Here is a 26,466-nt window from a genome sequence, read left to right as displayed (position 1 = left end):
ATGCGTTGTTTAATTATCGGCTAGGGCCATTTTTATTGCGTGCACTGGCTAGTTGCCTAGCAATTGCTAGTAACGCCGGCGAAATATCGTCAGCGCCATTTTTAATTAAAGCAGTAACATCACCTGATGAAAACAGTCCATCACGCGGCGATTTAATTCCTAATTCACGAACAAAGTCCTTTGTTTTACCTGTACTGCCGGTTTCAATAAACTTAAATATAATGCGTTCATTGTTGTTTTTAGCGGGTGTCTTTAATGTGCTAATTTCATCATTAATTAAGGCTAACTTTTCTTCTAGAATTTCAATGCGCTGTTCAATGGTGCTGTATGATTTCATGTATTGGATCTTTTACTGAGTATATTGGAACAATTGCCTCTATTATCGCACAATTTTGCGTTTGCGGCTGTTAGTCTTTTTCAACATTTATTAACCTGCAATTTAAATGTAAATAAATTTGGTATAACCACACAGACTACTATTACTTTTAAGGCTGTCATTAATAGTATAAAACGCCTAAACTAACCCGCATTAATTATAATAAACAATACGTTAAGTAATATGCATAAAACACTTTTTTACCTCACACTTCTTTTCACAAGTGTAAGCTCCTATGCCAGCGAAACATATATTACAGACATTAGCCGTGATCGTGAGATCCCAGTTAGCATTTCGTTGCCAACAAATAACGTTAAATGCAGCAAACAAAATAAATGCCCAGTTGCCTTTATTAATGCAGGGTATGGTATGGGTCACAATAGCTATACTTTTGCCAGTGATGAATTTAACAAACAAGGCTATGTAGCCATTGCAGTGGGCCATGAATTAAAAACAGATCCTATGTTAAATGTGCATCCACCTTATATGGCAACTCGCATGGAGAACTGGCACCGCGGTGTGGTCACCCTTAAGTTTTTAGTCAATAAATTAGCAGCCAAATACACAGAGTATGATTTTTCAAAGCTCACTTTATTTGGTCATTCTAATGGTGGAGATATTTCAGCCTTGTATGCTGCAATGTATCCTGATGAAGTCAGTGATTTAATTACGCTTGATCATCGCCGCATGTTACTGCCTCGTAATAAAGATATTCGTGTACTTACCCTTAGAGGTAGTGATTACCCGGCAGATGCCGGTGTGCTCTTAAGCGAAAAAGAGTTGAGTGAGTTTCCGGTTACTCAATTACGTATAGAAAAATCGCGCCATAACGATATGTATGATAGTGGTCCTAACTGGTTGGTTGATAGAATGAGTAAAGAAGTTGCTAAGTTTATAAATTAGCAGGTTAACGCGCCGTTTTAGCAGCGCGTAATGGTAAGTTTTCCTTATGCGTAATTTACGTAGCGGTTTGCCCAATGTGCAATAATTGTTGCCGCGTAGTTGGCATCGTTTTTATTAGTAAGTAAATGATCAGCGTTATCTAGACTTATAAAGCTTTTTGGATGCTTAGCGGATGCGTAAATTTTTTCAGCTTCAGTAATATTTACGGTTGTATCAACCGGTGAGTGCATGACTAATAAAGCGCGTTTAAGTTTACTTATGTGGCTTTTATCGTATTTAGCTATATCGTCTATAAATTGCTTTTTAATGGTAAATTCACGGCCAGCTAAACTCACTTTTGCTTCGCCAGCTGCGTTTATTTCATCTAAATGGGCTTCAAAATTATGTGCTACATGTTGTGCATCTGACGGTGCGCCAATGGTTGTAATAGCTGTCACCTCAGGAATATATTGTGCAGCAGCAAGCACTGCGGCACCCCCTAAACTGTGACCAATGAGTAATTGCGGTGCTTTAAAGTGCGCTCGCAAATGATCAGCAGCAGATACTAAGTCTTGAATGTTCGATGAAAAGTTACTGTTTGCAAAGTCGCCATCGCTGTTGCCTAGGCCGGTAAAATCGAAACGAAGTACAGAGATTCCTTGCTGTGTTAAAGCACGACTAATACGTGTTGCTGCTGCAATGTCTTTACCGCAGGTAAAACAATGGGCAAAGAGGGCATAAAATTTTACTTCACCATCGGGGAATTCAAGTTGTCCGGCAAGTTCTAAATTACCACTTTTAAAAGATACTTTTTGTCGCATGGGTCGCCTTTTTGAACAAATAAAATACGTTGTAATACTAGACCATACATATGCATCAATGTGTGCAAATTCAATCGCTTTTATTTATTGATCTTGATCAACGCACCCTTTGATGGGGGCGCTTTGCGGACATATGTCCTTATGTTTTTGGGGCTGTTTGTCTATCCTCGCATGGCGCTATAATGAAGTCCTTGCTACTTTATATACATAAAAGTACTTGAAGTACCTAACTTCAAATAACCTATTCACTGGAACGTACAATGCAATTACCTACTGTTGATTATAAAGCTCCCGATGCGGCTGCACAATTTGTTGAATCGTTAAGAAATACTGGATTTGGTGTTTTAAAAAATCACCCAATTCCACAGTCTTTAGTTGAGTCTATTTACAAAAACTGGCAAGACTTTTTTAACTCAGAGCAAAAGCACGACTTTTTATACTCTAAAGAAACACAAGACGGTTACTTTCCGCCTTCAGTGTCTGAAGTAGCTAAAGGCTTTACCGTTAAAGACATAAAAGAGTACTTTCATGTTTATCCAAAAGGGCGTGTACCTGCCGAACTTGAAGCTGACGTGCGTGAGTACTACCGCTTAGCAAACGAGTTTGCTGCAACACTTTTAAGCTGGGTTCAAGCTGAGGCGCCTGCCGATGTGCGTGCTAAGTTTTCGATTGATCTAAAAGACATGATTGCAGACTCTGATCAAACATTGCTACGTATTCTACATTACCCACCAATGACAGGTGATGAAGAGCCAGGCGCAATTCGCGCAGCTGCACATGGCGACATCAACTTACTAACTGTATTACCAGCGTCAAACGAGCCGGGCTTACAAGTTCAAAAAACAGACGGCGGTTGGTTAGATGTACCATGTGATTTTGGTAGCTTAATTATTAACATTGGCGATATGCTGCAAGAAGCATCAGGCGGTTATTTCCCGTCTACTATTCACCGAGTTATTAATCCAACGGGCAAAGCGTCTACTAAGTCGCGTATTTCATTACCGCTGTTTTTACACCCGCGGCCAGATGTTGTACTTTCAGAGCGTTACACCGCAGATAGCTACTTGCAAGAACGTTTACGCGAGCTAGGTGTTAAGTAATGCCTAAGCTTAATTAAGCCTTACTTCTAGGTTTTTAAGCATTAACAAAAAACGGCTTTTAGCCGTTTTTTGCGTTTTAAGCTTAGTAATACATGGCTTCAATTGAGTGCAAAGTAAATAATGGCATGCATTCTAGCCCACGACAGGTATAATGCGCGCAACTGGCCACTTTGGCCTTATTTAAAAGAGAGTTTATATGAGTTTTGAAGGTCTAGGTTTATCACAGTCTTTAGTTAATGCGGTTTTAGAAAAGGGCTATGAAACGCCAACGCCAATTCAGGCTCAAGCAATTCCTGCAATTATAGAGCGTCGCGATGTAATGGCGGCAGCACAAACTGGCACAGGTAAAACAGCGGGTTTTACGCTTCCACTTATCGAACGTTTATCTACGGGCCCAAAAGCAAAAAGTAACCATGTACGTGCGCTTATTTTAGCGCCTACACGTGAACTTGCACTTCAGGTAAGCGAAAACGTTGAAGAGTACGCTAAGCATTCAAACGTGAGTTCGTTTGTTGTGTATGGTGGGGTTAAAATTAACCCGCAAATGCAGCGCCTTCGTAAAGGTGTCGATATTTTAGTGGCAACGCCTGGGCGTTTAATTGATTTACATAATCAAAATGCCGTTAAGTTTGATAGCGTAGAAGTGCTCGTTTTAGATGAAGCCGACCGCATGCTCGACATGGGGTTTATTCACGACATTAAACGCATTATTGCTAAAATGCCTGCTAAGCGCCAAAACCTCATGTTTTCGGCAACGTTTTCAGATGATATCCGAGCGTTAGCTAAAGGATTAATAAACGATCCGGTTGAAATTTCAGTCGCTGCAAAAAACACCACAGCTAAAAGTGTAACGCAAAGCGTTTACGCGGTAGATAAAGGCCGTAAAACAGCTTTACTAAGTCATTTAATTCGTAGTAACGATTGGCAGCAAGTTTTAGTATTTAGCCGCACTAAACACGGTGCAAACCGTTTGGTTAAGCAACTTGAGCGCGACGATATCGTAGGCGCAGCTATTCATGGTAATAAATCACAAGGCGCACGTGTTAAAGCGTTAGATGGTTTTAAAAGTGGCGAAGTACGTGTACTTGTAGCCACTGATATTGTGGCACGTGGCCTTGATATTGTTGAGCTTCCGCATGTTGTTAACTACGACTTACCAAATGTGTATGAAGATTATGTTCACCGTATTGGCCGTACAGGACGTGCGGGTGCATCGGGCCATGCAATTTCGTTTGTTACAGTTGATGATGCAGTCGATTTATACGGTATTGAACGCTTTATTGGTGAGCTTATTCCTCGTGCTGAAGAAGAGGGCTTTGAACCAGTAAACCCAGTAGCAGAACGCGCATTAGATGCACGCCCATTACCTGCTAAAAAGCCAAAGAAAAAGCAACCTTTTAACAAACCTAAATCTGATAGCAGTAAACCAAATAGTAAAAAGCCAAATAATGGCGGCAACGGTACTGGCCCTCGCCGTGGTGGCTCTAAAAAGCCTGCCGCTAAAAAAGATGATAACGCACAAAACCCTTGGGCAAAGCGTCAGTCGGTAGGCGGAAACGGTCAGCGCCGTCGCCGTCCAAATAATAATGACTAACTAGGTTTAGTTAGTTTTAATAAAAACGCGCTTACTTTAAACGGTAGCGCGTTTTTTAATGTATTAAATACTTTACCATTAAACCTACAAACAAAGTTACACTTACGCTAAGTAGTGTGCCTAACATTACGTATTCGGTGAGCTTTTTATCTTTACTGGCGCTTAAATCGCCAAACCTAAAGACCGACTTAGCCGCTAATAAAAATCCAACACCCGCAAATTGATCGAGTAAAATAAAGCTCAGCATTAACACGCGCTCCAACATGCCAATACTTTGCCCTGCAAGTACTAAGCTGCCTTTACTGCTAAAGTTACCCGTTAAACGCTCTAGCATCATTCTAATAAATACTGCACTTGGGCTTAAAATAATTAAATAACCGCACACAACCCACAACACATTTGGGTTAGTGACAAGTGAATATAGGGTGTCTAAAAAGTGTGTATTATCGCTCAGCCATACGCTTAAGTAGATTATTACGGCTATGTGGGCAAGTTGATCCATTAAAAAGGGCACGACACCTTTGCTTGAGTAAGATTTGGCTATATCAATTGCGTAATGACTAAGCATAATAACGGCGGTTGCTATTACAATACTGCTAATTTGTTGCCAGCCATAAGTGTATTCCCACGCGCTAATAATTATTGCGCTAGTGACCCCATGAACCAATACATGAAAATACAGTTTAGTTGCCTTGAAGTGGCGGGAGTTTCTGTCGTTAACCCAGCTCATGGGTTGCCAGTAAAAATCAGCCAATAAATGGCCAATAATTAGGGCTACGAGTAAAAGCGAAAAAGCCATTAGCATCTCCCTTGATTTATATTTTTTATAATGTTGCTCGCATGCTCTAAAAATCGTTCGATAAGTTGGTAATGGGCTAAATTAAGTAGCTTAGTTACGTTTTCTCTGCTGGTTTTAAGATCTTTTGCTAAAGCTGCATGGCTATTATCTGTACTGGTTAAATAGGCGTACAAAGCATTGGCTTGTTTTTGTGTTATTTTAGTAAGGAGTACATCAGCAAAGGCTAAATTAAGGTTTAAACTTTCATGGATGTTTTGAGGAGGCGTATTAAATAAAAACCGTTGATTGGCTATTTTATCAAGGCCATGACCCGAAAGAGTAAATGCTGAACCTGTAGCTGTTTTTATATCATTGCGCGGGTTATCTATTTCCCCAATAGCCATACTTTGTCTGACTTCGTACCCTGATGCCTTCAAATATAAATAAATTAAAACGGCATGCTTAAACAAATACTCAGGGTTATTTATTTGTAATTGAAAAGAGTCGCCTCGATAAATATTCCAAAGTGTACTCTCGCCCGATACACAACGTAAACTTTGCTCTAGCTCATAAAGCATGGCATCGTATTGCTGTTTAGGAATAGTTTGCGATTTAATAATATCGCCGCTGATCACACCAATCATAACAATCCAAATTAGTTACTTTTTAAAATGTAACCAAAAATGGTTACATAGCGTTATGTAACTAATTTAGGTTACTTAAAAGCAAATAGCAAGGTACACTGAGTTTAAATTATTTGGCTATGGCTATTATTCTAACTAGGGCATTACATGACTTCATTTAACTCGCAGCAAAACATCAAACCGCGTGTAGGTATATTTGTTGACGTACAAAATATTTATTACACGTGTAGAGAAAGCTATAGCAAAAACTTTGATTACAATGCTTTTTGGCGAGTTATCCAGGAGCAGTACGAAATAGATTGTGCGTTTGCTTACGCTATTTATCGTGGAGATGAAAAGCAAAATCAGTTTCAGAATATTTTGAGAGCGATTGGGTTTGAGGTAAAACTAAAGCCGTTTATTCAGCGCCGAGATGGCAGTGCAAAAGGCGACTGGGATGTAGGCATAACGATAGATATGTTAGAGCATGGAAAAAATCTCGACAAAGTAATTTTGCTATCGGGCGATGGCGATTTTGCACTGTTACTTGCTCATTTAAAAAATCAATATAATGTGCCGTGTGATGTATACGGGGCAGATAAGTTAACCGCCGAAGTACTTAAGCAAAGTGCAGAACAGTTTCATTTGATTGATGATAGTTTATTACTTTAAAGCTTAAAAAACAGAGGCTAAGTGCCTGCAACATGAGAGTTTTTAATACAAAGCCCATATAGTTCATTTAAACCTAATATAGGCTTTTTTTATTGTTGTAATCAATTGGGTTTACTATGTGGTTATGTTAATTTTAAGCGATGACGAGTAATTAAGGATTTACATGCTCAACTACAGTGATATGCCGCTTGATAGATGCTCCAATGTGCGAAAAGACCCAATATGGCTAAAAGGTCAATTGTCGTCGCAAAGCGTGTGGCTTTTGGTAAAAAACAACGAGACATTATTTATTAAAAATACGCCTCAAATAAAGTTTTTACCGTACGAGAAAATTGCACAGCTAAACTTAACCAATGCGCTATTTTTAGGCTTCAACACCACACAGCAGGGGGTGTTTGCCCTCGATGTATCTACTATTGATGACACAACACTTACCCCCATAATAAGTGGCGCAGAGTTTATGGATATTCGTAAACAGGGGCCGCTTGTTGATATAAAAGAGGGGTCTATTGCTGCGCTTGCACGCGGGTTGTGCTATTGGCATGCAACGCATCGTTTTTGTGGACGTTGCGGCAGTAAAAACCACTTAGTTGAAGCGGGACATTCTCGTTTATGTGAAAACGAGCGCTGTAAACACCCCACCTTTCCTCGTACCGACCCTGCGGTAATTATGGTTGTAACTAAAACGTTTGCCGATGGCATTGAGCGATGTTTGCTTGGCCGCCAAGCAGTGTGGCCTACAGGAATGTATTCGTCATTAGCCGGCTTTGTAGACCCAGGTGAAACTTTAGAGCAAGCTGTTGCCCGTGAGGTAAAAGAAGAGGCAGGGATTGACGTTGATGACGTAACCTATGTGGCGTCTCAGCCATGGCCATTTCCTTCATCTATCATGCTTGGCTTTTTTGCTAAAGCAACGTCTGAGCAAATTAACGTAGATAAGGACGAACTTGACGATGCTAAGTGGTTTAGCCGTGAAGATTTGGCAAACTTTGGTAATTGGCATGACGAAGGCGAGCATTTAAAACTACCTCGTACTGATTCTATTTCTCGCTATTTAATTGAACATTGGCGTACTAATCCATAAGGAATAACCATGTCGAGTAACAGTAATAAAAATACTCAGCTTGTGTCATCTGGGCGCAAAAAAGCTTACACCCATGGTGTAGTAAACCCCGTTGTGCAGCGCGCATCAACGGTGGTATTTGATTCGGTTGCAGAACTTAAAGAAGCAGCGAAGAAGCGTGGCGATAAAACCCTCTTTTATGGGCGTCGTGGCACTACCACCCACTTTGCATTACAAGAAGCCATTACCGATTTAGAAGGCGGTGAAGGGTGTGCACTTTATCCGTGTGGGGCTGCTGCAATTAGCCAAGCGTTATTGTCGTTTTTAAAAAGTGGCGACCATATTTTAATGGTTGATAATGCATATGAGCCTACTCGCGATTTTTGCGATAAAATTTTAGCAGGCCTAGGTATTACCACTACTTATTATCCGCCAACAATTGGTGCACGTATAAAAGATTATATTAAGCCAAATACCAAGGTGTTATTTTTAGAATCTCCTGGCTCCATAACGATGGAAATTCAAGACGTCCCAGCCATGGTAAACGTAGCCAAAGAACATAATGTGATGACCATGCTGGATAACACCTATGGAAACGGTCTTCATTACCGACCGCTTGAGCATGGCGTCGATATTAGTATTCAGGCGGCAACAAAGTACATTGTTGGTCATTCGGATGTAATGATGGGGGTTGCAGTGGCTAATAAAAAATATTGGCCAACGCTGCGCGAGCATTCTTACTTATTAGGCCAGTGTACAAGTGCTGACGATGCATACTTAGCACTGCGCGGTTTACGCACGATGAGCGTGCGTTTAAATCAGCATGAAAAGGCGGCGATAGAGGTGGCAAAATGGCTTGAGCAACATGAGTTAGTTGATCATATTCGCCATCCTGCATTTGAAAGCTGCCCTGGGCATGCGTTTTTTAAGCGCGACTTTGATGGCAGTAATGGGTTGTTTTCAATAGTTATGAAAACAGGGAATCAAAAAGCGATAGATGCATTTTTAGATAGCCTTCAGCATTTTAAAATGGGTTTTTCGTGGGGTGGCTTTGAAAGTTTAGTTACCGCTAACTTAACAATGAAAGGACTGCGTTCAACCACCGGGTGGGATTTAGGACCGGTTATTAGATTGCATATTGGCCTTGAAGATATCGACGACTTATTAGCTGATTTAAGCCAAGCGCTTGAGGTATACAAGCAGCATTTATAACTCTGCGCTTGTTACATTTAAATGGTTTGTTACAAAGCTCACTCTTAGTGGGCTTTTTTTTGCTGGTAATTCAAGGTGTTTACACTTAGGGTAGTTATATTAGGCTTTGAACTAAAGCATTAGCAACGTCATTAAGGATAGTCAATGGCAACACCATTACCAATAAACGTAGGGCGATTAACGCAAATAGCGGGATTTGAGCTTGTACGTATGTTTTTAACTAAACGTGGGCTTATAGCCCTGGCGGCATTTGCACTTGTTTGGTTAATTATTTTACGCTACCCGATAGGGCAAGCGGTGAGCATTATTAGCTCCCCAAACTTTGAGCAAATAGCCCGCGATATTTCAGGCTCAATTGGCTTGAGTAAACTTCTTGATTGGCCTGAAGCCGAGTTTGCTATGTATTGGTTAATTGCTTTGTACAGTTTTCCTGTGTTTAGTTTATTTATTTGTAGTGACCAAACAGTGGGTGACAGAGAGCGCGGTACACTTAGGTTTTTATCATTGCGTTCAACCCGATTTGAAATTTTGTTTGGCCGGTTTATAGGGCAATTAGCTGTATTAACGTGTTTGGTCGCAATTACTCTTGTGGCCACATTAGCGGTATTAGGGTATCGCGATCCGAGTTTGTTGGTAGGGGGTGTTGGCCGCGCTGTGTCAATATTTTCAATTCTTATAGTTACATTTGCACCGTTTGTGGCGTTAATGACTTTAATTAATACTTTTGCACGTTCATCGCGGTTATCAATTGTACTCGCTATTTTATATTTTACAGCGGGTGGAATTGTAGTGGGTTTACTACAGTGGCAAATACCTGCATTAAGCGCGCTAGATTATTTATTCCCGGGTGTACAAATAGAGCAACTCGCCGGTCAAAACCTGCCATTATTAAGTGCCGTGGGAATACCACTTGTACAAACTGCTGTGTTACTGGCAGTGGCTCAACGTATTTTTGCAAGGAGCTCACTATGAATCCATTAATTACAGGGCGTAATTTAAGTAAGTCGTATGGGTCTAAACTTGCGCTTAATAATGTGAACTTTGAAATTGAGCAAGGTGCTCCTGTTGCTCTAGTTGGCCCAAATGGTGCGGGTAAAACGACATTATTTAGTTTGTTATGCGGCTATATAGCGCCCAGCAATGGTGAGCTTGAAATACTCGGCCATAAACCCGGCAGTGCCGCATTATTTAATAAGGTCAGTGCTTTACCACAAGATGCGCAGCTCGATCCGCGTTTTAATATAGATAAACAACTTGCTTTTTATGCCAAATTACAAGGTATGAGTACCAAGCAAAGCCAAACAGAAGCATTACGCGTGCTTGATTTAGTTGGGCTGCGTGAAATTGCTAAAAACCGTGCAGGTGATTTATCTCATGGTATGCGCAAACGTGTAACTATAGCTCAGGCTCTTATTGGTTCGCCGCAAATTGTTATGCTAGATGAGGCAACCGCAGGACTTGATCCTATTCATGCCAGAGAAGTACGTGAGTTGGTGTCAACGTTGAGCTCTGAAGCAACCTTTATTTTAAGTTCGCACGATTTAACTGAGCTTGAGCGGTTATGTTCCCAAGTGCTGCATTTAGATAAAGGCGTATTGAGTGAGCACCAAACAAAAGTAAATCAAACCGACAAACACTTTTACACATTAATGCTAAACGAGATGTATGAAAACGTTGAGCAACAGTTACAGTTACTCAATGGTGTAAGCTCTGTTTATATGAGCCAACACAAAGAGTATGTTATTGAATACACACAATCTGAGCAGGCACTTGATATTGCACTATTACAGTTTTGCCACCAACATAATTGGCAATACAGGCAATTGGTTAATGGCCATACATTAGAAAATCAAATTTTTAAACAGGAGAAAGTATAATGGGTTTATTAAGCGGATTAATGGGTAACGCAAGCGAAGTTGATGATTCTGATTTAGAAAAAGTACTCGCTAATACATTAATTGAGGGTGAGCACGTCGAAAAAGCCTATAAAGTTATTCGCGATATGTTCATTTTTACTAATAAGCGCTTAATTTTAATTGATAAGCAAGGTGTAACTGGTTCTAAAATGGAAATGGTGAGTATTGCTTACTCTAAAATTACCAAGTTTAGCAAAGAGAGTGCAGGGCACTTTGATTTGGATGCTGAACTTAAAATTTGGATTGGCTCTGACCCAACGCCACTTACAAAAGAGTTTAAAGCAGGCGATAACATTAATGAGGTTTATAGAGTAATTAGCCAACACGCTCTATAATTGTACAACTACTTTAAGTAGTTGTTGACTAAATGTTGCAACTACTTTAATTTTACAGTTTCTTACACCTCCTTACAATTAACTCAACAAATACAATGGTTTAATTAAGTTTTCATTCAGTTTCCCGGCGTTAGCATGTGCCCACTTTAGTAATTTAGCTAAAGCATAAAACGCAATGTACATAGGGAAGTCTTACAATGAAAAAATTAGCAGTTATTATTTCAAGCATTTTATTATCTAGCACTGCGGCTGCTGCAGACAGCTATAACTCAATCAGTAACTTAAGTTACAAAGACAGCGACAATAACGATACCGTTGCTGTAGATTCTATTTATTACCTATCACCTAAAAAAACATTAGGCCCGTACGACCAATTTGAATACATTAATAAACAAAGCAACATTTACGGCGCATACGCTGATGACGACTTTAGCGATGCAACGTTAGTTGGTGGTGAGTACTTTATTAATGAATTTGTTATTGGTGCATCATACACAAACCTTGATGTTGGCAATCATAACGAAGCATATACAATTTCAGGCGGTTACTTTTTTAACCCAGATTTGCTTGCAAAAGTGACTCTAGTTGAAAATAAAGATGGCGAAGACTTCGCTTTATTCGATTTAGCGTATAACCATATGCTTAACAGTACCGATTACATTGGTGTAACTGTTACTGCGGATGATGATTTTGATTACCGCGCCGTTGCTGCTAAATACTTTATTGATTTACAGCAAGGTAACTACTTAACATTTGAAGGTAAATACGAAAGCATTGATGATGCTGAAAACCAATGGGTGGCAGAAACGAATTACTATTTCTCAAAAGCGACTTCTGTATTTGCAAGCTACGATAAACAAGATACCTACAGCTTTGGTGCTCAGCACTTCATTAACAAAAATATTGGCCTTAAAGTAGGTTACGAGAACAATGCCGATGACTCTGATAATGATGCTTACTTTGCAAACATGCGTTTTCAGTTTTAATTAATAACGCAATTTAAGTTTTCAGCTTAATTAAAATATAAGCCCGCTCATGCAGCGGGCTTTTGTATTATTAAGGCCTATACGTTTTATTTGTTAGTTGCTTTACCCATATCAAAATTAATAATTACAGACTAGTTTATTCTTTATTACCCAATTTACAGGCTTAGTAGGCAGCGTATTTGCAATGATTGTATTTAAACTAAGATGGGTCATACTTAGGTTATTAATTTCTAATGTTAAAGGAATGTAGGCATGTCGGTATTTATCATTTTACTGGTTGTTATAGTGGTTATTTTTGCCGTTAAAGATATCCGTTTAAACCTGATCAGTAGACCCACGTTTAAAATGTTTAAAAAAGTACTTCCACCGCTTTCGCAAACAGAGCGAGAGGCTATGGAAGCAGGCGATGTTTGGTGGGATGGAGAACTATTTAGTGGTAACCCTGATTGGAAAAAATTACACAATTTTCCAAAGCCAGAATTGAGCGAAAAAGAAAACGCATTTATGGCTAATCAGGTTGAGACCCTAATGGCGATGCTAGATGATTACCAAATAGTGCAAAAAGACAAAGACTTGCCAAAAGAAGTGTGGGATTACTTAAAAAAAGAAGGTTTTTTTGCATTAATCATTCCTGAAAAGTTTGGTGGACGAGAGTTTTCGGCGATTGCTAATTCAACCATTGTTTCAAAAATTTCGACCAAGAGTTTAACTGCGGCGGTTACCGTAATGGTGCCAAATAGTTTAGGGCCGGGTGAGCTATTGCTGCATTACGGTACTAAAGAGCAACAAGACCGCTGGTTACCAACGCTTGCCAATGGTGAAGATGTTCCATGCTTTGCACTTACAGGCCCAGAAGCAGGCTCTGATGCCGGTAGCATTCCAGACTCTGGCGTTGTATGTAAAGGAGAGCACAATGGTGAAGAAGTAATTGGCCTGCGTTTAAACTGGTCAAAACGTTACATTACCCTTGCACCCGTTGCCACAGTATTAGGCCTTGCTTTTAAAATGTATGACCCCGATGGTTTATTAGGAGACGAAAAAGAGCTTGGTATTACGTGCGCACTTATTCCAACCGATCACCCAGGAGTTAAAACAGGTGAGCGTCATTACCCACTTAATATGGCATTTATGAACGGTACAACTTATGGTAAAGACGTGTTTATTCCGCTTGACTGGATTATTGGTGGGCAAGAGTGTGCGGGGCGTGGCTGGCGCATGCTGGTGGAGTGTTTAAGTGCAGGGCGTGGTATTTCGCTGCCGGCTTTAAGTGCTGCAACCGGTCACTTAGCGGCTAAAATGACTTCAGCATATGCCGTAGTTCGCCAGCAATTTGGTGTATCTATTGGGCAATTTGAAGGTGTGCAAGAAGCGCTTGCTCGCATTGGTGGCTTGACTTACACGCTAGAGTCATGTCGGTTAATGACGGCTGGCGCAATCGATTTAAAACTTAGCCCTTCGGTTGTCACCGCTATTGCCAAATACCATATGACTGAAATGGGTCGTACAGTAATGAATGATGCGATGGATATTCATTCAGGCAAAGGCATTCAGGTGGGGCCAAATAACTATTTGGCACATGGTTATATGGGAATACCGGTATCTATTACGGTAGAAGGCGCAAATATTTTAACTCGAAATTTAATGATATTTGGCCAAGGAGCGACCCGTTGTCATCCCTTTGTTCTAAAAGAAATGGAGGCCGCTGCACTTGAAGACGACGATGCTGCTTTGAATCAATTTGATGGTTTATTAATGAACCATATATTATTTGCTGTAAGTAATGCCAGCATGGCATTTATACATGGTTTAACACGTAGTTACTTTGCAAAAGCGCCTGTTGGCGGCGAAACCGCAGTTTACTACAAGCACCTAAGCAGAATGAGCAGAGGCTTGGCTATTTGTACTGACGTAGCCATGTTAATGTTAGGTGGTGAGCTCAAACGCAAAGAGATGATATCTGCCCGATTAGGTGATGTATTAAGTCAGTTGTATTTAGCTTCTACGGTTTTAAAACGCTACGAAGACGAAGGTCGTCAACAAGCAGACTTACCTTTTGTTAAATATGCGATAGAAACATCGTTATTTGAAATTGGCCAAGCGTTTGATGGTTTTTTCAAAAATTTCTCAAACCCGATTATTAATTTTGTGCTTAAGCGTATTGTATTTCCAATTGGTAATCATTACGAAAAACCAAGCGATGAAATTGCACAACGTATTTGCGAGCATATGACACAACCAGGTGTGTTTAGAAATCGCTTAACTCATTTGTGTTATGTAGATGAAAACGCAGGTACAGGGGTAATGGAAAATGCATTTTTAGCTATGCACGATATGCAGGCTCAATTCAAAGATTTAAAACAATGGCAGCGCAAGGGTAATATTCCTGCAACGCTCGATATTGAAGGTGCGATTAACTTTGCATTAGACAATGATTTAGTAACGCAAACCGATGCCGATGCTATGCACCATGCTAATAAGCTACGTAAGCAAGCAATAGCGGTTGATAACTTTCAGCAAGGCGAGTTGTAGCTAATTATTTGAACCGTAAATAAAAAAGGCCTTACATGTGTAAGGCCTTTTTTTAATATAATGATTAACGTGCGTATGGGTCTGCAACTATTTTGTCGATATACCATTTACCTTTTTTACGTAGCATTTTTACGCTACGCATGTCATCTATTTTGTTACCGTTTAAATAACCGGTGAAAATAAGATTTATTTTAGCATTGTCACCATACTGTTCGCGTACACTCATATTGGTCATATCAACTTCAATAATAACCTCATCGTACTGCATGTTAACTAAGTTACGAGTAAATTGTTTAGCTGTACCGTACGACTTCATGATTCGCGTAAGGTTGGGTGTTGCCATGGTTGTTGCTTTTTGAAGGTCTTGCTGATTGTACAAGGCATCAAAGTAGGCTGTTGCAGTGTCACCGGGTGAATCGCCAAGTTTTTTTACATCATCGCCACAGGCAACTAAAAACAAACACAGAATAAGGCTGACTAAATAGGTTATTTTTTTCATGTTAATTTTTGTTGGTTAGTTTTATTTAAGTGTGTGGTGAATTAGCTAATATGTAAAGACATGGAAGGTAAATAAAAAGATATTGCAGAGTAAATAATAAAAAAGGATGCCTAGGCATCCTTTCAAAAAATGGTTAGCTATGATTATTGAACAAGCTCTTGGTCACTAAATTCCTCATCAAATAGCGGGCTTGATAAGTAACGTTCAGTGGCACTTGGTAAAATAACAACAATATTTTTGTCGGCATTTTCTGGTTTTTCAGCAATACGTTTTGCTGCCACTACAGCAGCGCCCGATGAAATACCCACTAGTATACCTTCTTTTTTCATTAGCTCATGTGCCATTGCAATTGCATCTTCGTTAGATACTTGCTCTGCAGCATCTATTAGGCTCATGTCTAGGTTTCCAGGGATAAATCCTGCGCCAATACCTTGAATTTTATGAGGCCCTGGTTTTACTTCTTCACCGGCAAGTGTTTGGCTGATTACTGGCGAGTTAGTTGGCTCAACAGCAATAGACTTAACATTTAGACCTTTTTCTGTTTTAAGGTAGCGACTGACACCTGTTATAGTCCCGCCAGTACCTACGCCTGCTACAAAGTAATCCACTTTTCCGTCAAGAGCATCAAAAATTTCTGGGCCTGTAGTCTCAAAGTGTATTTTTGGGTTTGCTGGATTCTCAAACTGCTGTAGCAAGATATACTTTTCAGGATCGGTGGCTTGAATCTCTTTTGCTTTTTGGATTGCACCATTCATACCTTTAGCACCGTCTGTAAGCACAAGGTTAGCGCCCAGTGCTTTTAGAAGTTTACGACGCTCTAAGCTCATAGTGTTAGGCATGGTAAGCGTTAGTTTGTAACCACGTGCTGCGGCAACGAAGGCCAATGCAATACCTGTATTACCAGATGTAGGCTCGATAAGTTCTTTACCCTCAGTTAGCTGACCTGCTTTTTCAGCCTCCCAAATCATCGATGCACCAATGCGGCATTTTATACTAAAGCTTGGGTTACGCGCTTCCACTTTAGCGAATACATTCCCACCTGTAACACGTTTAAGTTTTACCAGTGGTGTATTACCGATACTAAGTGAGTTATCTTCAAAAATAGTAGACATAATGTTCCTTTGGATACAATCTGATCAACGTGCTAATAGCCTTTGCTACTAACTATATGTTGACACTTTACTGAGAGTTTAAAAAAATAAAAGTAAAGTTTGGCTATAAGATATATCTATTGAGCTTATAACTAAGTGAAATAAAAATCTATATTAGCTGTGCCTTTTGTTATTAGGTTGGCACATTAAATTTAATGATAAGACGCTTTTGTTTGTTATGTCGGCTTTTTACCTGTAAATAAACTAAAGAGACGCTTAAATATTTAAATAGGCGCAGACGCTCATGCGGCCCAATGACTAATAAATTGACTGATTTTTGAATATGGTACTTTATCGAGACCAAATGTACTTTTTATTGATGATTATTTATGCAAACAAACTTTAGTTCAGCGGTTTTATGACACAAGCCAATCAAAACATGATAAAAACGTTTATCTAACAATAATTGAGTAATAAAAATGAAGTTAATTTTGAAGTTAATTGCCGGCATTGTGGCTGGTATATTGGTAGGCTTTTATGTGCCTTTGACAGGTGTTGAACTCTTATTTACGGTTAAAGAGTTAATTGGTCAAATTATTTCCTTCACTATTCCTCTTATTATTCTATTTTTTATTGCTTCTGGTATTGCAGGGCTTCCTAAAGGTTCTGGCCACTTACTTGGTAAAACGGTTGGATTTGCGTATAGCTCTACCATTATCGCCGGCACGCTTGCTTTTTTATTAGTCAGTGCTGTTATCCCATTTTTAAGTGGGGGTATTACGTTCGAAGCTGAAGTAGCCACTGAAATAGGCAGTTTTATTGATATAGAAATCCCACCATTAATGGGGGTGATGACTGCGCTTGCTACGGCTTTCATATTTGGTATTGGTATGAGCCAGCTTGAATTAGACACATTAAAAAAAGTATCGGATCAGGGTCGTGATGTAATAGATGCGTTATTGTCAAAAGTGATTATTCCGGCATTACCGTTTTATATTGCCGGTGTATTTGCTGAAATGACTGTAGCAGGCACAGTGGTTGATACGCTGCAAACATTTGGCGTGGTGCTCATTGCAGCCCTTGTAATGCATTGGCTATGGTTAAGTGTTCTGTATATTGCAACAGGCATTTTATTGAAGCGTAATCCACTTGAGTTAGTTAAAAATATGCTACCGGCTTATTTTACTGCATTAGGTACTATGTCGAGTGCAGCAACTATTCCTGTTTCGTTGCAATCAAGTAAAGCAAATAATGTTAAAGAAGACGTAGCAAACTTTACTGTACCTTTATGTGCCACCATTCATTTGTCGGGTTCAACGATTACTATTGTTACGTGTGCCATGGCCGTTATGTTTTTATCGCCAGGTATGGAAGTGCCATCGTTAATGGGCATGTTGCCATTTATATTTATGCTCGGTGTTGTGATGATTGCAGCGCCAGGCGCACCGGGTGGTGCGGTAATGTCGGCGCTTGGGCTTTTAACAAGCATGCTTGGCTTTAATGAAGGGGCTGTGGCATTAATGATTGCACTGTACTTAGCACAAGACAGCTTTGGTACGGCATGTAATGTTACCGGTGATGGTATTATTGCATTATGGGTTGACCGTTTTAGTGAAAAGTCAGCCTCTTAAATCGCTGGGCACATTGATTTCAGTACTTTTAACTTTAGTTAACGTGCCTGAGTGAGAGCGATAATATTAGTTATTGTTTCGCTTTAACTGTGTTAATGTGACAAATTGAATTATTTAGACGTGTGTAGTTGAGTTAATGAGGGTATTGCATTGATTAATGTACTTTTAGTTGATGATCATGAACTAGTACGAACTGGGATCAGACGCATATTAGATGATGTGCGTGGGTTTAAAGTTGTAGGTGAAGCAAAAGACGGTGAAGCCGCTGTTCAGTTTTGCCGACAGCACACACCTAATATTGTACTTATGGATATGAATATGCCTGGCATGGGTGGATTAGAGGCAACTAAAAAGATCTGTCGCTATTGCCCAGATGTAAAAATTATCGTTCTTACTGTTAATTGCGAAGACCCATTTCCGTCTAAAGTAATGCAAATTGGTGCACACGGCTTTCTTACCAAAGGAGCTGGCTCTGATGAAATGGTTCGTGCCATTCGTTCAGTCCATGCAGGTCAACGCTACATCGCGCCTGAAATTGCACAACAAATAGCACTGGCACAGGTTACTGGTCGTACAGACGAAAATCCGTTCCAGAGCTTATCAGAGCGCGAACTCCAAATAATGCTTATGATCACCAAAGGTGAAAAAGCACAAGATATTGCAGAGCGCTTAAACCTCAGTTCTAAAACAGTTAATAGCTATCGTTACCGAATGTTTGAAAAATTGAATGTAGGTGGCGATGTTGAACTTACACATTTAGCTATTCGTCATAAGATGATTGACATAGACGTATCGTACTAACCCTTTTATATGTCTGAATTTGATCACGTACATTTTTTAAAAACGCTATCAAGCGAGCCCGGTGTTTACCGCATGCTTGATAGTGACAACCAAGTTATTTATGTTGGTAAAGCTAAACAATTAAAAAAACGCGTAAGCAGTTACTTTAGATCCAACATTACCGACAGCAAAACCCGTGTTTTAGTCAGTAACATTAATGATATAGAAGTCACACTGACCAACACCGAAACCGAAGCGCTACTGCTTGAAAATAACCTCATAAAAAAATATCAGCCTCGTTATAATATTCTACTGCGAGATGATAAGTCGTACCCCTATATTTTATTAACGAACCATAAGCATCCGCGGTTAGCGTTCCATAGAGGTAGCCGCAAAATAAAAGGTGAGTATTTTGGTCCATTTCCGAGTGCAGGCGCGGTCTCGGAAAGTTTGCGTTTAATGCAAAAAATATTTCCCGTTCGTCAATGCGAAGATGCTTATTATCGTGCCCGAAGTCGCCCTTGTTTGCAGTATCAGCTCAAGCGTTGCTCTGCGCCATGCGTTAACAAAGTTACCGAGCAAGACTACAGTGAACAAGTTGACTATGTTCGCAAATTTTTGACGGGTAAATCGGATGAAGTGATTGCCGAACTAATAAAAAAAATGGAAGCGGCCAGTGCGGAGCTCAACTTTGAGCTTGCCGCAAAAGTACGTGATCAAATAATGCTACTGCGTAAAATGCAGGAACAACAATCTATTTCGGGTAACTTTGCAGAAATGGATGTGGTGGGTTTTGCTCATTTAAATGGATTAAACGGCATACATTTATTAATGATCCGCGATCATAAAGTGCTCGGCAGTAAAACGTACTTTCCAAAAGTACCTAAAGATTCAAGCGAGCAAGAAATTTTAACTTCATTCTTAGGTCAATATTATTTAGCACCAGGTGCAACAGGACGCATTGCTAAAGAAATTATTCTACCGTTTGAAATAGAAGAGAGCAGTGCGTTAAGCGAAGCACTGACGCAAATAAGCGATCGTAAAGTGGCGCTTAAAGTGGTTACACGTGGAGAGCGTGCGCAATACCTTCAACTAGCAAATAAAAATGCGTTAAACAGTATTGCTGTCAAACAAAGTACACAAGACTCTATTAATAAACGCTATGCCCAATTAAAAGCAACATTACGCCTAGATGATATAGCGCGAATGGAATGTTTTGATATAAGCCATACTATGGGAGAAAACACGGTAGCAAGTTGCGTTGTTTTCGATTCACAAGGCCCAAATACAAAAGAATACAGGCGCTATAATGTAACCGGTATAACCGGTGGTGATGATTATGCAGCCATGGAGTTTGCTTTAAATAAGCGTTACAACAAATTAGTGGATGAAGACAAAATCCCCGATGTAATATTTATAGATGGCGGTAAAGGACAGTTAGGGCGTGCAGAGCAATATTTTTCTAATTGGTCTCATTCTAAAAAGCCTCTGCTAGTCGGGGTTGCAAAAGGGACGAGCCGTAAACCTGGCCTAGAAACATTGCTCATAGATGGTGGGCGTAAAACAATTCCGATGGATTCTGATGCGCCTGCACTTCACCTAATACAACATATACGAGATGAATCTCACCGTTTTGCAATAGCTGGGCATCGTAATAAGCGTCAAAAACAGCGAACACAATCATTGTTGGAAGAAATTAATGGAGTAGGTTCTAAGCGTCGCCAAACATTATTAAAATATTTAGGGGGCATGCAGGGGGTAAAAGCTGCTAATATAGAACAATTAAAGAAAGTTCCCGGGATCAGCCCTGATATGGCTGAGAAGATATTTAACCATTTACATGACAAGGGCTAGCCCTTCATGCGAATATAAAAGAAAAGACATATCCAAGTAGTTATGTGGAATATTCCAAACACACTCACAACATTTAGACTTTTTCTTATCCCCATTTTTTTGGTGATATTTTATTTGCCTTATAGCTGGGCTTTTTTTGCTGCCGCTTTTATTTTTTGGCTAGCATCAATTACCGATATACTTGATGGCTACCTTGCAAGAAAGTTAGAACAATCAACGCCATTTGGAGCCTTTTTAGATCCTGTTGCAGACAAGGTAATGGTGTGTGCTGCACTTGTTGCTCTCTCTGATCAATATCAGTCAATGTATATGACCATTCCTGCGCTTATTATTATTAGTCGAGAAATAGTTATATCAGCATTAAGGGAATGGATGGCTGAGCAGGGCAAGCGTGGCAATGTAGCTGTATCTAATATGGGAAAAATTAAAACTGCTGCGCAAATGTTAGCCATCATTGGTTTGATTTGGCAATATGACACCTGGATGAATTATTTAAGTTTTGGGCTACTCTATATAGCAACCTTTTTGACCCTGAGTTCTATGCTGCAATATTTGAACGCTGCATGGAGTGAATTGACCAAAAATTAACTGTAAATGTATAATAACGCACCGTTTTAGATAAAAAACAAGCAAACAGTTCAAAACTAGCATTTTTTGTATTGACGCGTTTAATAATCTCTGTAGAATGCGTCCGTGTTGAGAGGGCATAGCCCCCAAGATAACGAAATGCGGCACTAGCTCAGTTGGTAGAGCGCGACCTTGCCAAGGTCGAGGTCACGAGTTCGAGCCTCGTGTGCCGCTCCAAGTTATCTAAGGTTATAACCCCAGTGCTGGGGCGGAATGGCAGAGTGGCCATGCACCGGATTGCAAATCCGTTTACCCCGGTTCGACTCCGGGTTCCGCCTCCAATCAACACTCCACGCGCTTTAAATAGCAAACTCGATGCCCGAGTGGTGGAATTGGTAGACACAAGGGATTTAAAATCCCTCGCTCTTAGAGTGTGCCGGTTCAAGTCCGGCCTCGGGCACCACTTTGTGGTTTAGTTATATGCACCAACATATAACTTTTAAAATGTAATAGTAGAATTAATATGATGCGGCACTAGCTCAGTTGGTAGAGCGCGACCTTGCCAAGGTCGAGGTCACGAGTTCGAGCCTCGTGTGCCGCTCCATATTAGTTTTATCCACTTGCTTTAAGTAGCAAACTCGATGCCCGAGTGGTGGAATTGGTAGACACAAGGGATTTAAAATCCCTCGACTAACAAGTCGTGCCGGTTCAAGTCCGGCCTCGGGCACCACTTTAAATTATCATACCAAGGTAATTTGAAGTTGATAAATTAGTATTTTTGGCGTTAGTTTAGTTGCCAGAACGTTTTGCCGCGACATGGTCGCGCACCAACGAACAAATTACTGATAATGTTTTATGCGGCACTAGCTCAGTTGGTAGAGCGCGACCTTGCCAAGGTCGAGGTCACGAGTTCGAGCCTCGTGTGCCGCTCCAAATTATATGGAAGCGTTAAGGCGGAATGGCAGAGTGGCCATGCACCGGATTGCAAATCCGTTTACCCCGGTTCGACTCCGGGTTCCGCCTCCACATAATTTACTCCACGCGCTTTAATTAGCAAACTCGATGCCCGAGTGGTGGAATTGGTAGACACAAGGGATTTAAAATCCCTCGACTAACAAGTCGTGCCGGTTCAAGTCCGGCCTCGGGCACCATCTCTATATAAATCCCAAATCCGAAATCACAAAAACTCACACCACAAATTTTTTAATATACATTCAAATCTCATTTACCTAATCTATTTTTGATATCTCCTTAACTTTACTATTTAAAGATTTTATTACGTAGCCTTTGCAAGGCCTAATTTTATCGTCATTACTTTATTTCACTCAGCTCAGTTAATACCAATCCGAAATAGTACTTAATTATGTGAATCTGTATGAGTAACGCACTTGTCCATAACAAAATAAACAAATCAGAACATTAGTAATTCAATTACGCCTTTATCTATGTTTTAGTCAATCAGGGTATTTTCAACACGATGAGAGTAAGGTTTGCGCTTTTAAAATAAAAAAGTAGTAACTAGAGCTAGATTGAGGAAAAATGTGACGTGGCTATAATAAGTTTTATATGATTTGTATAAGCGACTCTTAAGAGCCACTTATACCGGATGAATTGTTAGTGCAGTTTGCTTTGAACCTTATAAGTAGGGTATTCGCTTAGCAAGCCTTGTATAAGCGCAACACACATTAAAATAAGTATGATTGAAAATGGGAGTGCAGTAGTTACTACACCCGATTGAAGTGCTTGTAAGGCTTGCGAGCCGCCAACCCAGAGTAACACTGCTGCTATCATACCTTCGACAGTAGCCCAAAATATACGCTGTGGCACTGGTGCATCAATTTTACCGCCAGCAGTTATGCCGTCTATCACCAGTGATCCTGAATCAGATGAAGTGATAAAAAAGACTAAAACTAAAGCAATAGAAATAATAGAAATAAAGCTAGAAAACGGTAGCTGTTCATATACCTGAAATAAAGTAACTGAAATATCAGTCAAACCATTTTGTCCAAGTGGCCCGACTTTATCTATAACTTGTGTTATTGCCATATTGCCAAATACACCCATCCACACAAGGCTAAGCAGAGTTGGTAGGCCTATAACAACAAGTAAGAACTCTCGTACAGTGCGCCCTTTTGAAACACGCGCTATAAACATACCAACAAACGGTGACCAAGATATCCACCACGCCCAATAAAATACAGTCCAAGAATGCATCCAATCTTCATCGGGCCTATTAAAAGGATTACTCAATGGTACAAAATGTTCTACGTATGCTCCCAGGGTAAACCAAACAGCAGGGATTGAATCAGAGAATGTAAGTACGATAACAACTAACAGCAAAAAAAACGCACAAATTAAATTAACGTTGCTTAGTACTTTTACACCGCCCTCAATACCTCTAATAACAGAGAAAATAGCAATACACGTTACTAAGCCAATAACAGATATTTGAAAAGCAGTGCCATAATCGGTGCCTAATAGGTAATTTATACCACTGGTCGCTTGTTGTGCGCCAAGCCCAAGTGATGTTGCTAAACCAAATAAAGTCGACAATACCGCGAGTATATCTATGATATGCCCCATCCACCCCCATGCGCGATCACCAAATAAGGGATAGAAAACAGAACGTATAGATAAAGGTAGGCCTTTATTAAATGCAAAAAAAGCCAAGCTTAAGCCAACTACTGCGTAAATTGCCCATCCGTGCAAACCCCAGTGGTACATAGTCGCACCTAAAGCTAATGAATGTGCTTGTGGTGAATTTGGTTCAACCCCCATAGGCATATGATACCAACCTGTATAATAAGCCGTTGGTTCTGCAACACCCCAAAATAGTAATCCAATGCCCATTCCTGCAGCAAATAACATGGCAAGCCACGATATGTAACCATGATCTGGACGAGCTTTGACACCGCCTAAACGAATTTTACCTAAGGGAGAGAATGCCAAGATAATACAAAAAATTACAAAGGCGTTAGCAAGTAACATAAAGTAACTATCGAATTGATTTATGATAGCGTCTTTAGTGGAGGTTAGTGCGTCGCGGGTAACGGTAGGGTCAAAAACCAAGCTAAGCAATACAAATAAAACAACTAAAAAAGCGCTTATTCCAAATACAGGATTATGTATATCAAACCCCCATTTTTGAATATTATCTTGTCCAACTTGATAATCAGTGGTATCGATACTGTATTTTTTTGTCATGTCATTCATCTGCTCTCCTTTTTAGATATCTCTTTTTGTTCCTATACGTAGTAAATATAAAGTAGTGGTAAAAATTAATCTAAGTTTTAATGTTGGGTAAATAAACTTTAGAACTAAAAAAGCGAGCCGGAGCTCGCTTTTTTATTTTTATTTCCAAGCTAGAGGGTCTACTTCTTTATCTAGTTTTGGATGTTTACTTTTATCAAACGAGGGGATTAGGCCTTTTTTACGTTGTTCGTTATAGTCTTTTGAAAGCCATACAACGACACCTGAAAGCATAAATAACGCGATTACATTAACAATAGCCATTAAACCCATAGATATATCGGCTAATGTCCAAATTAATCCGAGCTCACCTACGGCCCCAAACATAACCATTCCTAAAACAATCAAGCGGAATATAAACATCCCTTTTTGGGAGTTATGTTCTAAAAACATAAGATTAGTTTCTGCATACGAGTAATTAGCAACAATAGAGGTAAAGGCAAAGAATAAAATTGCAATAGCGATAAAATAAGTGCCCCAACTACCAACATGTTCTGATAATGCTGCTTGAGTCAATTCTATACCTAATACTCCTGATTCAGGAATTAATTGCTGAGATAGAAGGATAAGTGATGCAGTCGCAGTACAAATTACAATTGTGTCAATAAAAACCCCAAGCATTTGCACATAACCCTGTGAAGCAGGGTGAGGAGGGTAAGGTGTTGCTGTTGCTGCAGCATTAGCGGCGCTACCCATACCTGCTTCGTTAGAGAACAAACCACGTTTAATTCCTTGGATCATCGCTTGTATTACACCATAACCTATAGCGCCAGCACCGGCTTGCTCTATTCCAAAAGCACTGTTAATTACTAACATGAATACATCAGGAAGTGCAGAAAAGTTAATAGCACAAACATAAAGCGCAACACATAAATAGGCCAGAGCCATAAAAGGCACAACCATTTCAGCAAATCGAGATATTGTTTTAAGGCCCCCAAATATGATGATCCCAGAACCAATAACTAAACAAATACCTACAATATATTTTGGGATATCAAATGCTACTTCAAAAGCGGCAGCAATAGAGTTTGACTGTACAGCATTAAATACCAGACCAAAAGCTAAAATTAAACACAGTGAGAATAAAACCCCCATCCAACGCTTACCTAGGCCGGTTTGCATATAGTAAGCTGGACCACCTCTAAAATTGCCTTCAGCATCTTTTGTTTTATAAGCTTGTGCAAGTGTACTTTCGGCAAAGCTTGTCGCCATACCAATTAATGCAATTAACCACATCCAAAAAATAGCTCCCGGGCCACCCAGATACAATGCAACAGCGACACCTGCCATATTTCCAGTACCAACTCGAGCTGCTAATGAAGTACAAAAAGCTTGAAAAGAAGAGATTTCGTTATTCCCACATTTTCGAGATCCAAACATAACCTTGAACATATGTGGAAATTGTACAAATTGAATAAAACCTAATTTAAAGGTAAAAAATAAACCCGCTGCTATTAATAAGTATACGAGGACGTGCCCCCATAAGAGACCACTTATACTATTTATTATATCTGCCATAAATACTACCTAAAGACATGCGTTAAAAAAGTGACCGCAACTTACCATAGGAATGGCCAAGTGTTTAGAATAAACGACCATAAAAATAGAGTTATCAACAGGTGTTTGTGGGTAACTTGTGTTTAGGGTGTGCGCTTGCTTTGGGTGCAATTTAAATCACTTTTTTAGTTAAAAAAGGCTTGCGTTAAATTCGCGGCTCCCTATAATGCGACCCCACTGAGACGGCAGAGCAGGCAACGCTTAAGCTGCAAGCAAACCACTTAGTGAGTCGAGTAAAACTTGAGTTTAGATTTTTATAAAGTTTAAAATTAAGTGTTGACAAAAATACAGGAAAGCGTAAGATTCGCTTCCCTTGAGTCGCTAAGGCAACTCAAACGTTCTTTAACAATA

The 26,466-nt window shown here is 39.9% G+C and carries 22 protein-coding genes, 8 tRNA genes and 1 pseudogene; 23 read left to right on the top strand and 8 right to left on the bottom strand.

Features of this window, described 5'->3' with window-relative positions; all coding sequences use genetic code 11:
* Window positions 1–13 precede the first annotated feature (13 nt).
* On the bottom strand, window positions 14–337 hold the full coding sequence (locus PMAN_RS09020) for a hypothetical protein (RefSeq protein ID WP_006794033.1): 324 nt from the start codon (window positions 335–337) through the stop codon (window positions 14–16).
* Between the two features lie 222 nt (window positions 338–559).
* Here PMAN_RS09020 and PMAN_RS09015 point away from each other — a divergent pair, with 222 nt between their 5' ends.
* The gene (locus PMAN_RS09015) at window positions 560–1,279 is read left to right on the top strand and encodes an alpha/beta fold hydrolase (RefSeq protein ID WP_010557106.1); all 720 of its coding nucleotides are present in this window, start codon (window positions 560–562) and stop codon (window positions 1,277–1,279) included.
* A 50-nt stretch (window positions 1,280–1,329) separates the two neighbouring features.
* Here PMAN_RS09015 and PMAN_RS09010 read toward each other — a convergent pair.
* Window positions 1,330–2,079: pseudogene (locus PMAN_RS09010) on the bottom strand (alpha/beta hydrolase family protein); the annotation flags it as partial.
* Between the two features lie 260 nt (window positions 2,080–2,339).
* Between PMAN_RS09010 and PMAN_RS09005 the strand changes: the two are divergent.
* Window positions 2,340–3,179 (top strand): isopenicillin N synthase family dioxygenase, encoded by an 840-nt coding sequence (locus PMAN_RS09005; RefSeq protein WP_006794030.1) that lies wholly within the window; start codon window positions 2,340–2,342, stop codon window positions 3,177–3,179.
* 196 nt (window positions 3,180–3,375) lie between these two features.
* Window positions 3,376–4,773 carry a DEAD/DEAH box helicase gene (locus PMAN_RS09000; RefSeq protein WP_010557104.1) on the top strand — a complete coding sequence of 466 codons (1,398 nt, stop codon included), beginning with the start codon at window positions 3,376–3,378 and terminating at the stop codon, window positions 4,771–4,773.
* Between the two features lie 55 nt (window positions 4,774–4,828).
* Here PMAN_RS09000 and PMAN_RS08995 read toward each other — a convergent pair whose 3' ends face one another.
* Window positions 4,829–5,572 (bottom strand): DUF3307 domain-containing protein, encoded by a 744-nt coding sequence (locus PMAN_RS08995; protein ID WP_010557103.1) that lies wholly within the window; start codon window positions 5,570–5,572, stop codon window positions 4,829–4,831.
* On the bottom strand, window positions 5,572–6,195 hold the full coding sequence (locus PMAN_RS08990) for a hypothetical protein (RefSeq protein ID WP_010557102.1): 624 nt from the start codon (window positions 6,193–6,195) through the stop codon (window positions 5,572–5,574). The genes PMAN_RS08995 and PMAN_RS08990 overlap by 1 nt, the downstream gene beginning before the upstream one ends.
* A 147-nt stretch (window positions 6,196–6,342) precedes the next feature.
* On the opposite strand from PMAN_RS08990, the gene PMAN_RS08985 reads away from it, so the two are divergent.
* The 8 genes from PMAN_RS08985 to PMAN_RS08950 all read left to right on the top strand — a co-directional run bounded on the left by PMAN_RS08985 (window position 6,343) and on the right by PMAN_RS08950 (window position 14,887).
* On the top strand, window positions 6,343–6,846 hold the full coding sequence (locus tag PMAN_RS08985; protein WP_010557101.1) for a LabA-like NYN domain-containing protein: 504 nt from the start codon (window positions 6,343–6,345) through the stop codon (window positions 6,844–6,846).
* A 163-nt stretch (window positions 6,847–7,009) separates the two neighbouring features.
* On the top strand, window positions 7,010–7,930 hold the full coding sequence (nudC, locus tag PMAN_RS08980) for an NAD(+) diphosphatase (protein WP_010557100.1): 921 nt from the start codon (window positions 7,010–7,012) through the stop codon (window positions 7,928–7,930).
* A 9-nt stretch (window positions 7,931–7,939) separates the two neighbouring features.
* Window positions 7,940–9,121, top strand: coding sequence for a cystathionine beta-lyase (locus PMAN_RS08975; RefSeq protein WP_010557099.1), 1,182 nt, complete (start codon window positions 7,940–7,942; stop codon window positions 9,119–9,121).
* Between the two features lie 144 nt (window positions 9,122–9,265).
* Window positions 9,266–10,093, top strand: a complete 828-nt coding sequence (locus PMAN_RS08970) for an ABC transporter permease subunit (RefSeq protein ID WP_010557098.1) — start codon at window positions 9,266–9,268, stop codon at window positions 10,091–10,093.
* Window positions 10,090–10,998: an ABC transporter ATP-binding protein gene (locus tag PMAN_RS08965; protein WP_010557097.1), complete on the top strand. Its 909-nt coding sequence runs from the start codon at window positions 10,090–10,092 to the stop codon at window positions 10,996–10,998. Before PMAN_RS08970 ends, PMAN_RS08965 begins: the two co-directional genes overlap by 4 nt.
* Window positions 10,998–11,372, top strand: a complete 375-nt coding sequence (locus tag PMAN_RS08960; protein WP_006794021.1) for a PH domain-containing protein — start codon at window positions 10,998–11,000, stop codon at window positions 11,370–11,372. Before PMAN_RS08965 ends, PMAN_RS08960 begins: the two co-directional genes overlap by 1 nt.
* Window positions 11,373–11,569: 197 nt before the next feature.
* Window positions 11,570–12,358 (top strand): putative porin, encoded by a 789-nt coding sequence (locus PMAN_RS08955; RefSeq protein ID WP_010557096.1) that lies wholly within the window; start codon window positions 11,570–11,572, stop codon window positions 12,356–12,358.
* A 252-nt stretch (window positions 12,359–12,610) separates the two neighbouring features.
* On the top strand, window positions 12,611–14,887 hold the full coding sequence (locus PMAN_RS08950) for an acyl-CoA dehydrogenase (protein ID WP_010557095.1): 2,277 nt from the start codon (window positions 12,611–12,613) through the stop codon (window positions 14,885–14,887).
* A gap of 64 nt (window positions 14,888–14,951) precedes the next feature.
* Here the strand turns inward: PMAN_RS08950 and PMAN_RS08945 are convergent, their stop codons facing one another.
* A complete protein-coding gene (locus PMAN_RS08945) occupies window positions 14,952–15,386 on the bottom strand; it encodes a hypothetical protein (protein ID WP_006794018.1) in 435 nt (144 codons plus the stop codon).
* Between the two features lie 143 nt (window positions 15,387–15,529).
* A complete protein-coding gene (cysK, locus tag PMAN_RS08940; protein WP_006794017.1) occupies window positions 15,530–16,498 on the bottom strand; it encodes a cysteine synthase A in 969 nt (322 codons plus the stop codon).
* Window positions 16,499–16,956: 458 nt separating this feature from the next.
* On the opposite strand from cysK, the gene PMAN_RS08935 reads away from it, so the two are divergent.
* The 12 genes from PMAN_RS08935 (at window position 16,957) to PMAN_RS08880 (ending at window position 22,460) form a co-directional block, all read left to right on the top strand.
* Window positions 16,957–18,108 carry a dicarboxylate/amino acid:cation symporter gene (locus PMAN_RS08935; protein WP_010557094.1) on the top strand — a complete coding sequence of 384 codons (1,152 nt, stop codon included), beginning with the start codon at window positions 16,957–16,959 and terminating at the stop codon, window positions 18,106–18,108.
* 150 nt (window positions 18,109–18,258) lie between these two features.
* Window positions 18,259–18,909, top strand: coding sequence for a UvrY/SirA/GacA family response regulator transcription factor (gene uvrY / locus PMAN_RS08930; RefSeq protein WP_006794015.1), 651 nt, complete (start codon window positions 18,259–18,261; stop codon window positions 18,907–18,909).
* A gap of 9 nt (window positions 18,910–18,918) precedes the next feature.
* Window positions 18,919–20,742, top strand: a complete 1,824-nt coding sequence (gene uvrC, locus PMAN_RS08925) for an excinuclease ABC subunit UvrC (protein ID WP_010557093.1) — start codon at window positions 18,919–18,921, stop codon at window positions 20,740–20,742.
* A 42-nt stretch (window positions 20,743–20,784) separates the two neighbouring features.
* Window positions 20,785–21,330 carry a CDP-diacylglycerol--glycerol-3-phosphate 3-phosphatidyltransferase gene (pgsA, locus tag PMAN_RS08920; protein ID WP_006794013.1) on the top strand — a complete coding sequence of 182 codons (546 nt, stop codon included), beginning with the start codon at window positions 20,785–20,787 and terminating at the stop codon, window positions 21,328–21,330.
* 140 nt (window positions 21,331–21,470) lie between these two features.
* A tRNA-Gly gene (locus tag PMAN_RS08915) sits at window positions 21,471–21,546 on the top strand.
* Between the two features lie 30 nt (window positions 21,547–21,576).
* A tRNA-Cys gene (locus tag PMAN_RS08910) sits at window positions 21,577–21,650 on the top strand.
* A gap of 36 nt (window positions 21,651–21,686) precedes the next feature.
* Window positions 21,687–21,772: transfer RNA gene (locus PMAN_RS08905), tRNA-Leu, on the top strand.
* Window positions 21,773–21,837: 65 nt separating this feature from the next.
* Window positions 21,838–21,913 (top strand) — tRNA-Gly (locus PMAN_RS08900).
* Between the two features lie 39 nt (window positions 21,914–21,952).
* Window positions 21,953–22,039: transfer RNA gene (locus PMAN_RS08895), tRNA-Leu, on the top strand.
* Window positions 22,040–22,166: 127 nt separating this feature from the next.
* A tRNA-Gly gene (locus PMAN_RS08890) sits at window positions 22,167–22,242 on the top strand.
* Window positions 22,243–22,261: 19 nt separating this feature from the next.
* A tRNA-Cys gene (locus tag PMAN_RS08885) sits at window positions 22,262–22,335 on the top strand.
* 38 nt (window positions 22,336–22,373) lie between these two features.
* Window positions 22,374–22,460, top strand: a tRNA-Leu gene (locus PMAN_RS08880).
* A gap of 463 nt (window positions 22,461–22,923) precedes the next feature.
* Here PMAN_RS08880 and PMAN_RS08875 read toward each other — a convergent pair.
* Complete coding sequence (locus PMAN_RS08875) at window positions 22,924–24,522, bottom strand: BCCT family transporter (RefSeq protein ID WP_010557092.1); 1,599 nt, start codon at window positions 24,520–24,522, stop codon at window positions 22,924–22,926.
* A gap of 138 nt (window positions 24,523–24,660) precedes the next feature.
* Window positions 24,661–26,076, bottom strand: coding sequence for an alanine/glycine:cation symporter family protein (locus tag PMAN_RS08870; RefSeq protein ID WP_010557091.1), 1,416 nt, complete (start codon window positions 26,074–26,076; stop codon window positions 24,661–24,663).
* Window positions 26,077–26,466 lie beyond the last annotated feature (390 nt).

Source organism: Pseudoalteromonas marina, assembly GCF_000238335.3.
Taxonomy (GTDB): Bacteria; Pseudomonadota; Gammaproteobacteria; order Enterobacterales; family Alteromonadaceae; genus Pseudoalteromonas; species Pseudoalteromonas marina.
This window is presented reverse-complemented; position numbering and strand designations above follow the sequence as displayed.

Bases quoted from the DNA above. Each gene is read 5' to 3' on its own strand.
- PMAN_RS09020 (WP_006794033.1), bottom strand. From the start codon at position 337: ATGAAATCATACAGCACCATTGAACAGCGCATTGAAATTCTAGAAGAA.
- PMAN_RS09015 (WP_010557106.1), top strand. From the start codon at position 560: ATGCATAAAACACTTTTTTACCTCACACTTCTTTTCACAAGTGTAAGC.
- PMAN_RS09005 (WP_006794030.1), top strand. From the start codon at position 2,340: ATGCAATTACCTACTGTTGATTATAAAGCTCCCGATGCGGCTGCACAA.
- PMAN_RS09000 (WP_010557104.1), top strand. From the start codon at position 3,376: ATGAGTTTTGAAGGTCTAGGTTTATCACAGTCTTTAGTTAATGCGGTT.
- PMAN_RS08995 (WP_010557103.1), bottom strand. From the start codon at position 5,572: ATGGCTTTTTCGCTTTTACTCGTAGCCCTAATTATTGGCCATTTATTG.
- PMAN_RS08990 (WP_010557102.1), bottom strand. From the start codon at position 6,195: ATGATTGGTGTGATCAGCGGCGATATTATTAAATCGCAAACTATTCCT.
- PMAN_RS08985 (WP_010557101.1), top strand. From the start codon at position 6,343: ATGACTTCATTTAACTCGCAGCAAAACATCAAACCGCGTGTAGGTATA.
- nudC (WP_010557100.1), top strand. From the start codon at position 7,010: ATGCTCAACTACAGTGATATGCCGCTTGATAGATGCTCCAATGTGCGA.
- PMAN_RS08975 (WP_010557099.1), top strand. From the start codon at position 7,940: ATGTCGAGTAACAGTAATAAAAATACTCAGCTTGTGTCATCTGGGCGC.
- PMAN_RS08970 (WP_010557098.1), top strand. From the start codon at position 9,266: ATGGCAACACCATTACCAATAAACGTAGGGCGATTAACGCAAATAGCG.
- PMAN_RS08965 (WP_010557097.1), top strand. From the start codon at position 10,090: ATGAATCCATTAATTACAGGGCGTAATTTAAGTAAGTCGTATGGGTCT.
- PMAN_RS08960 (WP_006794021.1), top strand. From the start codon at position 10,998: ATGGGTTTATTAAGCGGATTAATGGGTAACGCAAGCGAAGTTGATGAT.
- PMAN_RS08955 (WP_010557096.1), top strand. From the start codon at position 11,570: ATGAAAAAATTAGCAGTTATTATTTCAAGCATTTTATTATCTAGCACT.
- PMAN_RS08950 (WP_010557095.1), top strand. From the start codon at position 12,611: ATGTCGGTATTTATCATTTTACTGGTTGTTATAGTGGTTATTTTTGCC.
- PMAN_RS08945 (WP_006794018.1), bottom strand. From the start codon at position 15,386: ATGAAAAAAATAACCTATTTAGTCAGCCTTATTCTGTGTTTGTTTTTA.
- cysK (WP_006794017.1), bottom strand. From the start codon at position 16,498: ATGTCTACTATTTTTGAAGATAACTCACTTAGTATCGGTAATACACCA.
- PMAN_RS08935 (WP_010557094.1), top strand. From the start codon at position 16,957: ATGAAGTTAATTTTGAAGTTAATTGCCGGCATTGTGGCTGGTATATTG.
- uvrC (WP_010557093.1), top strand. From the start codon at position 18,919: ATGTCTGAATTTGATCACGTACATTTTTTAAAAACGCTATCAAGCGAG.
- pgsA (WP_006794013.1), top strand. From the start codon at position 20,785: ATGTGGAATATTCCAAACACACTCACAACATTTAGACTTTTTCTTATC.
- PMAN_RS08875 (WP_010557092.1), bottom strand. From the start codon at position 24,522: ATGAATGACATGACAAAAAAATACAGTATCGATACCACTGATTATCAA.
- PMAN_RS08870 (WP_010557091.1), bottom strand. From the start codon at position 26,076: ATGGCAGATATAATAAATAGTATAAGTGGTCTCTTATGGGGGCACGTC.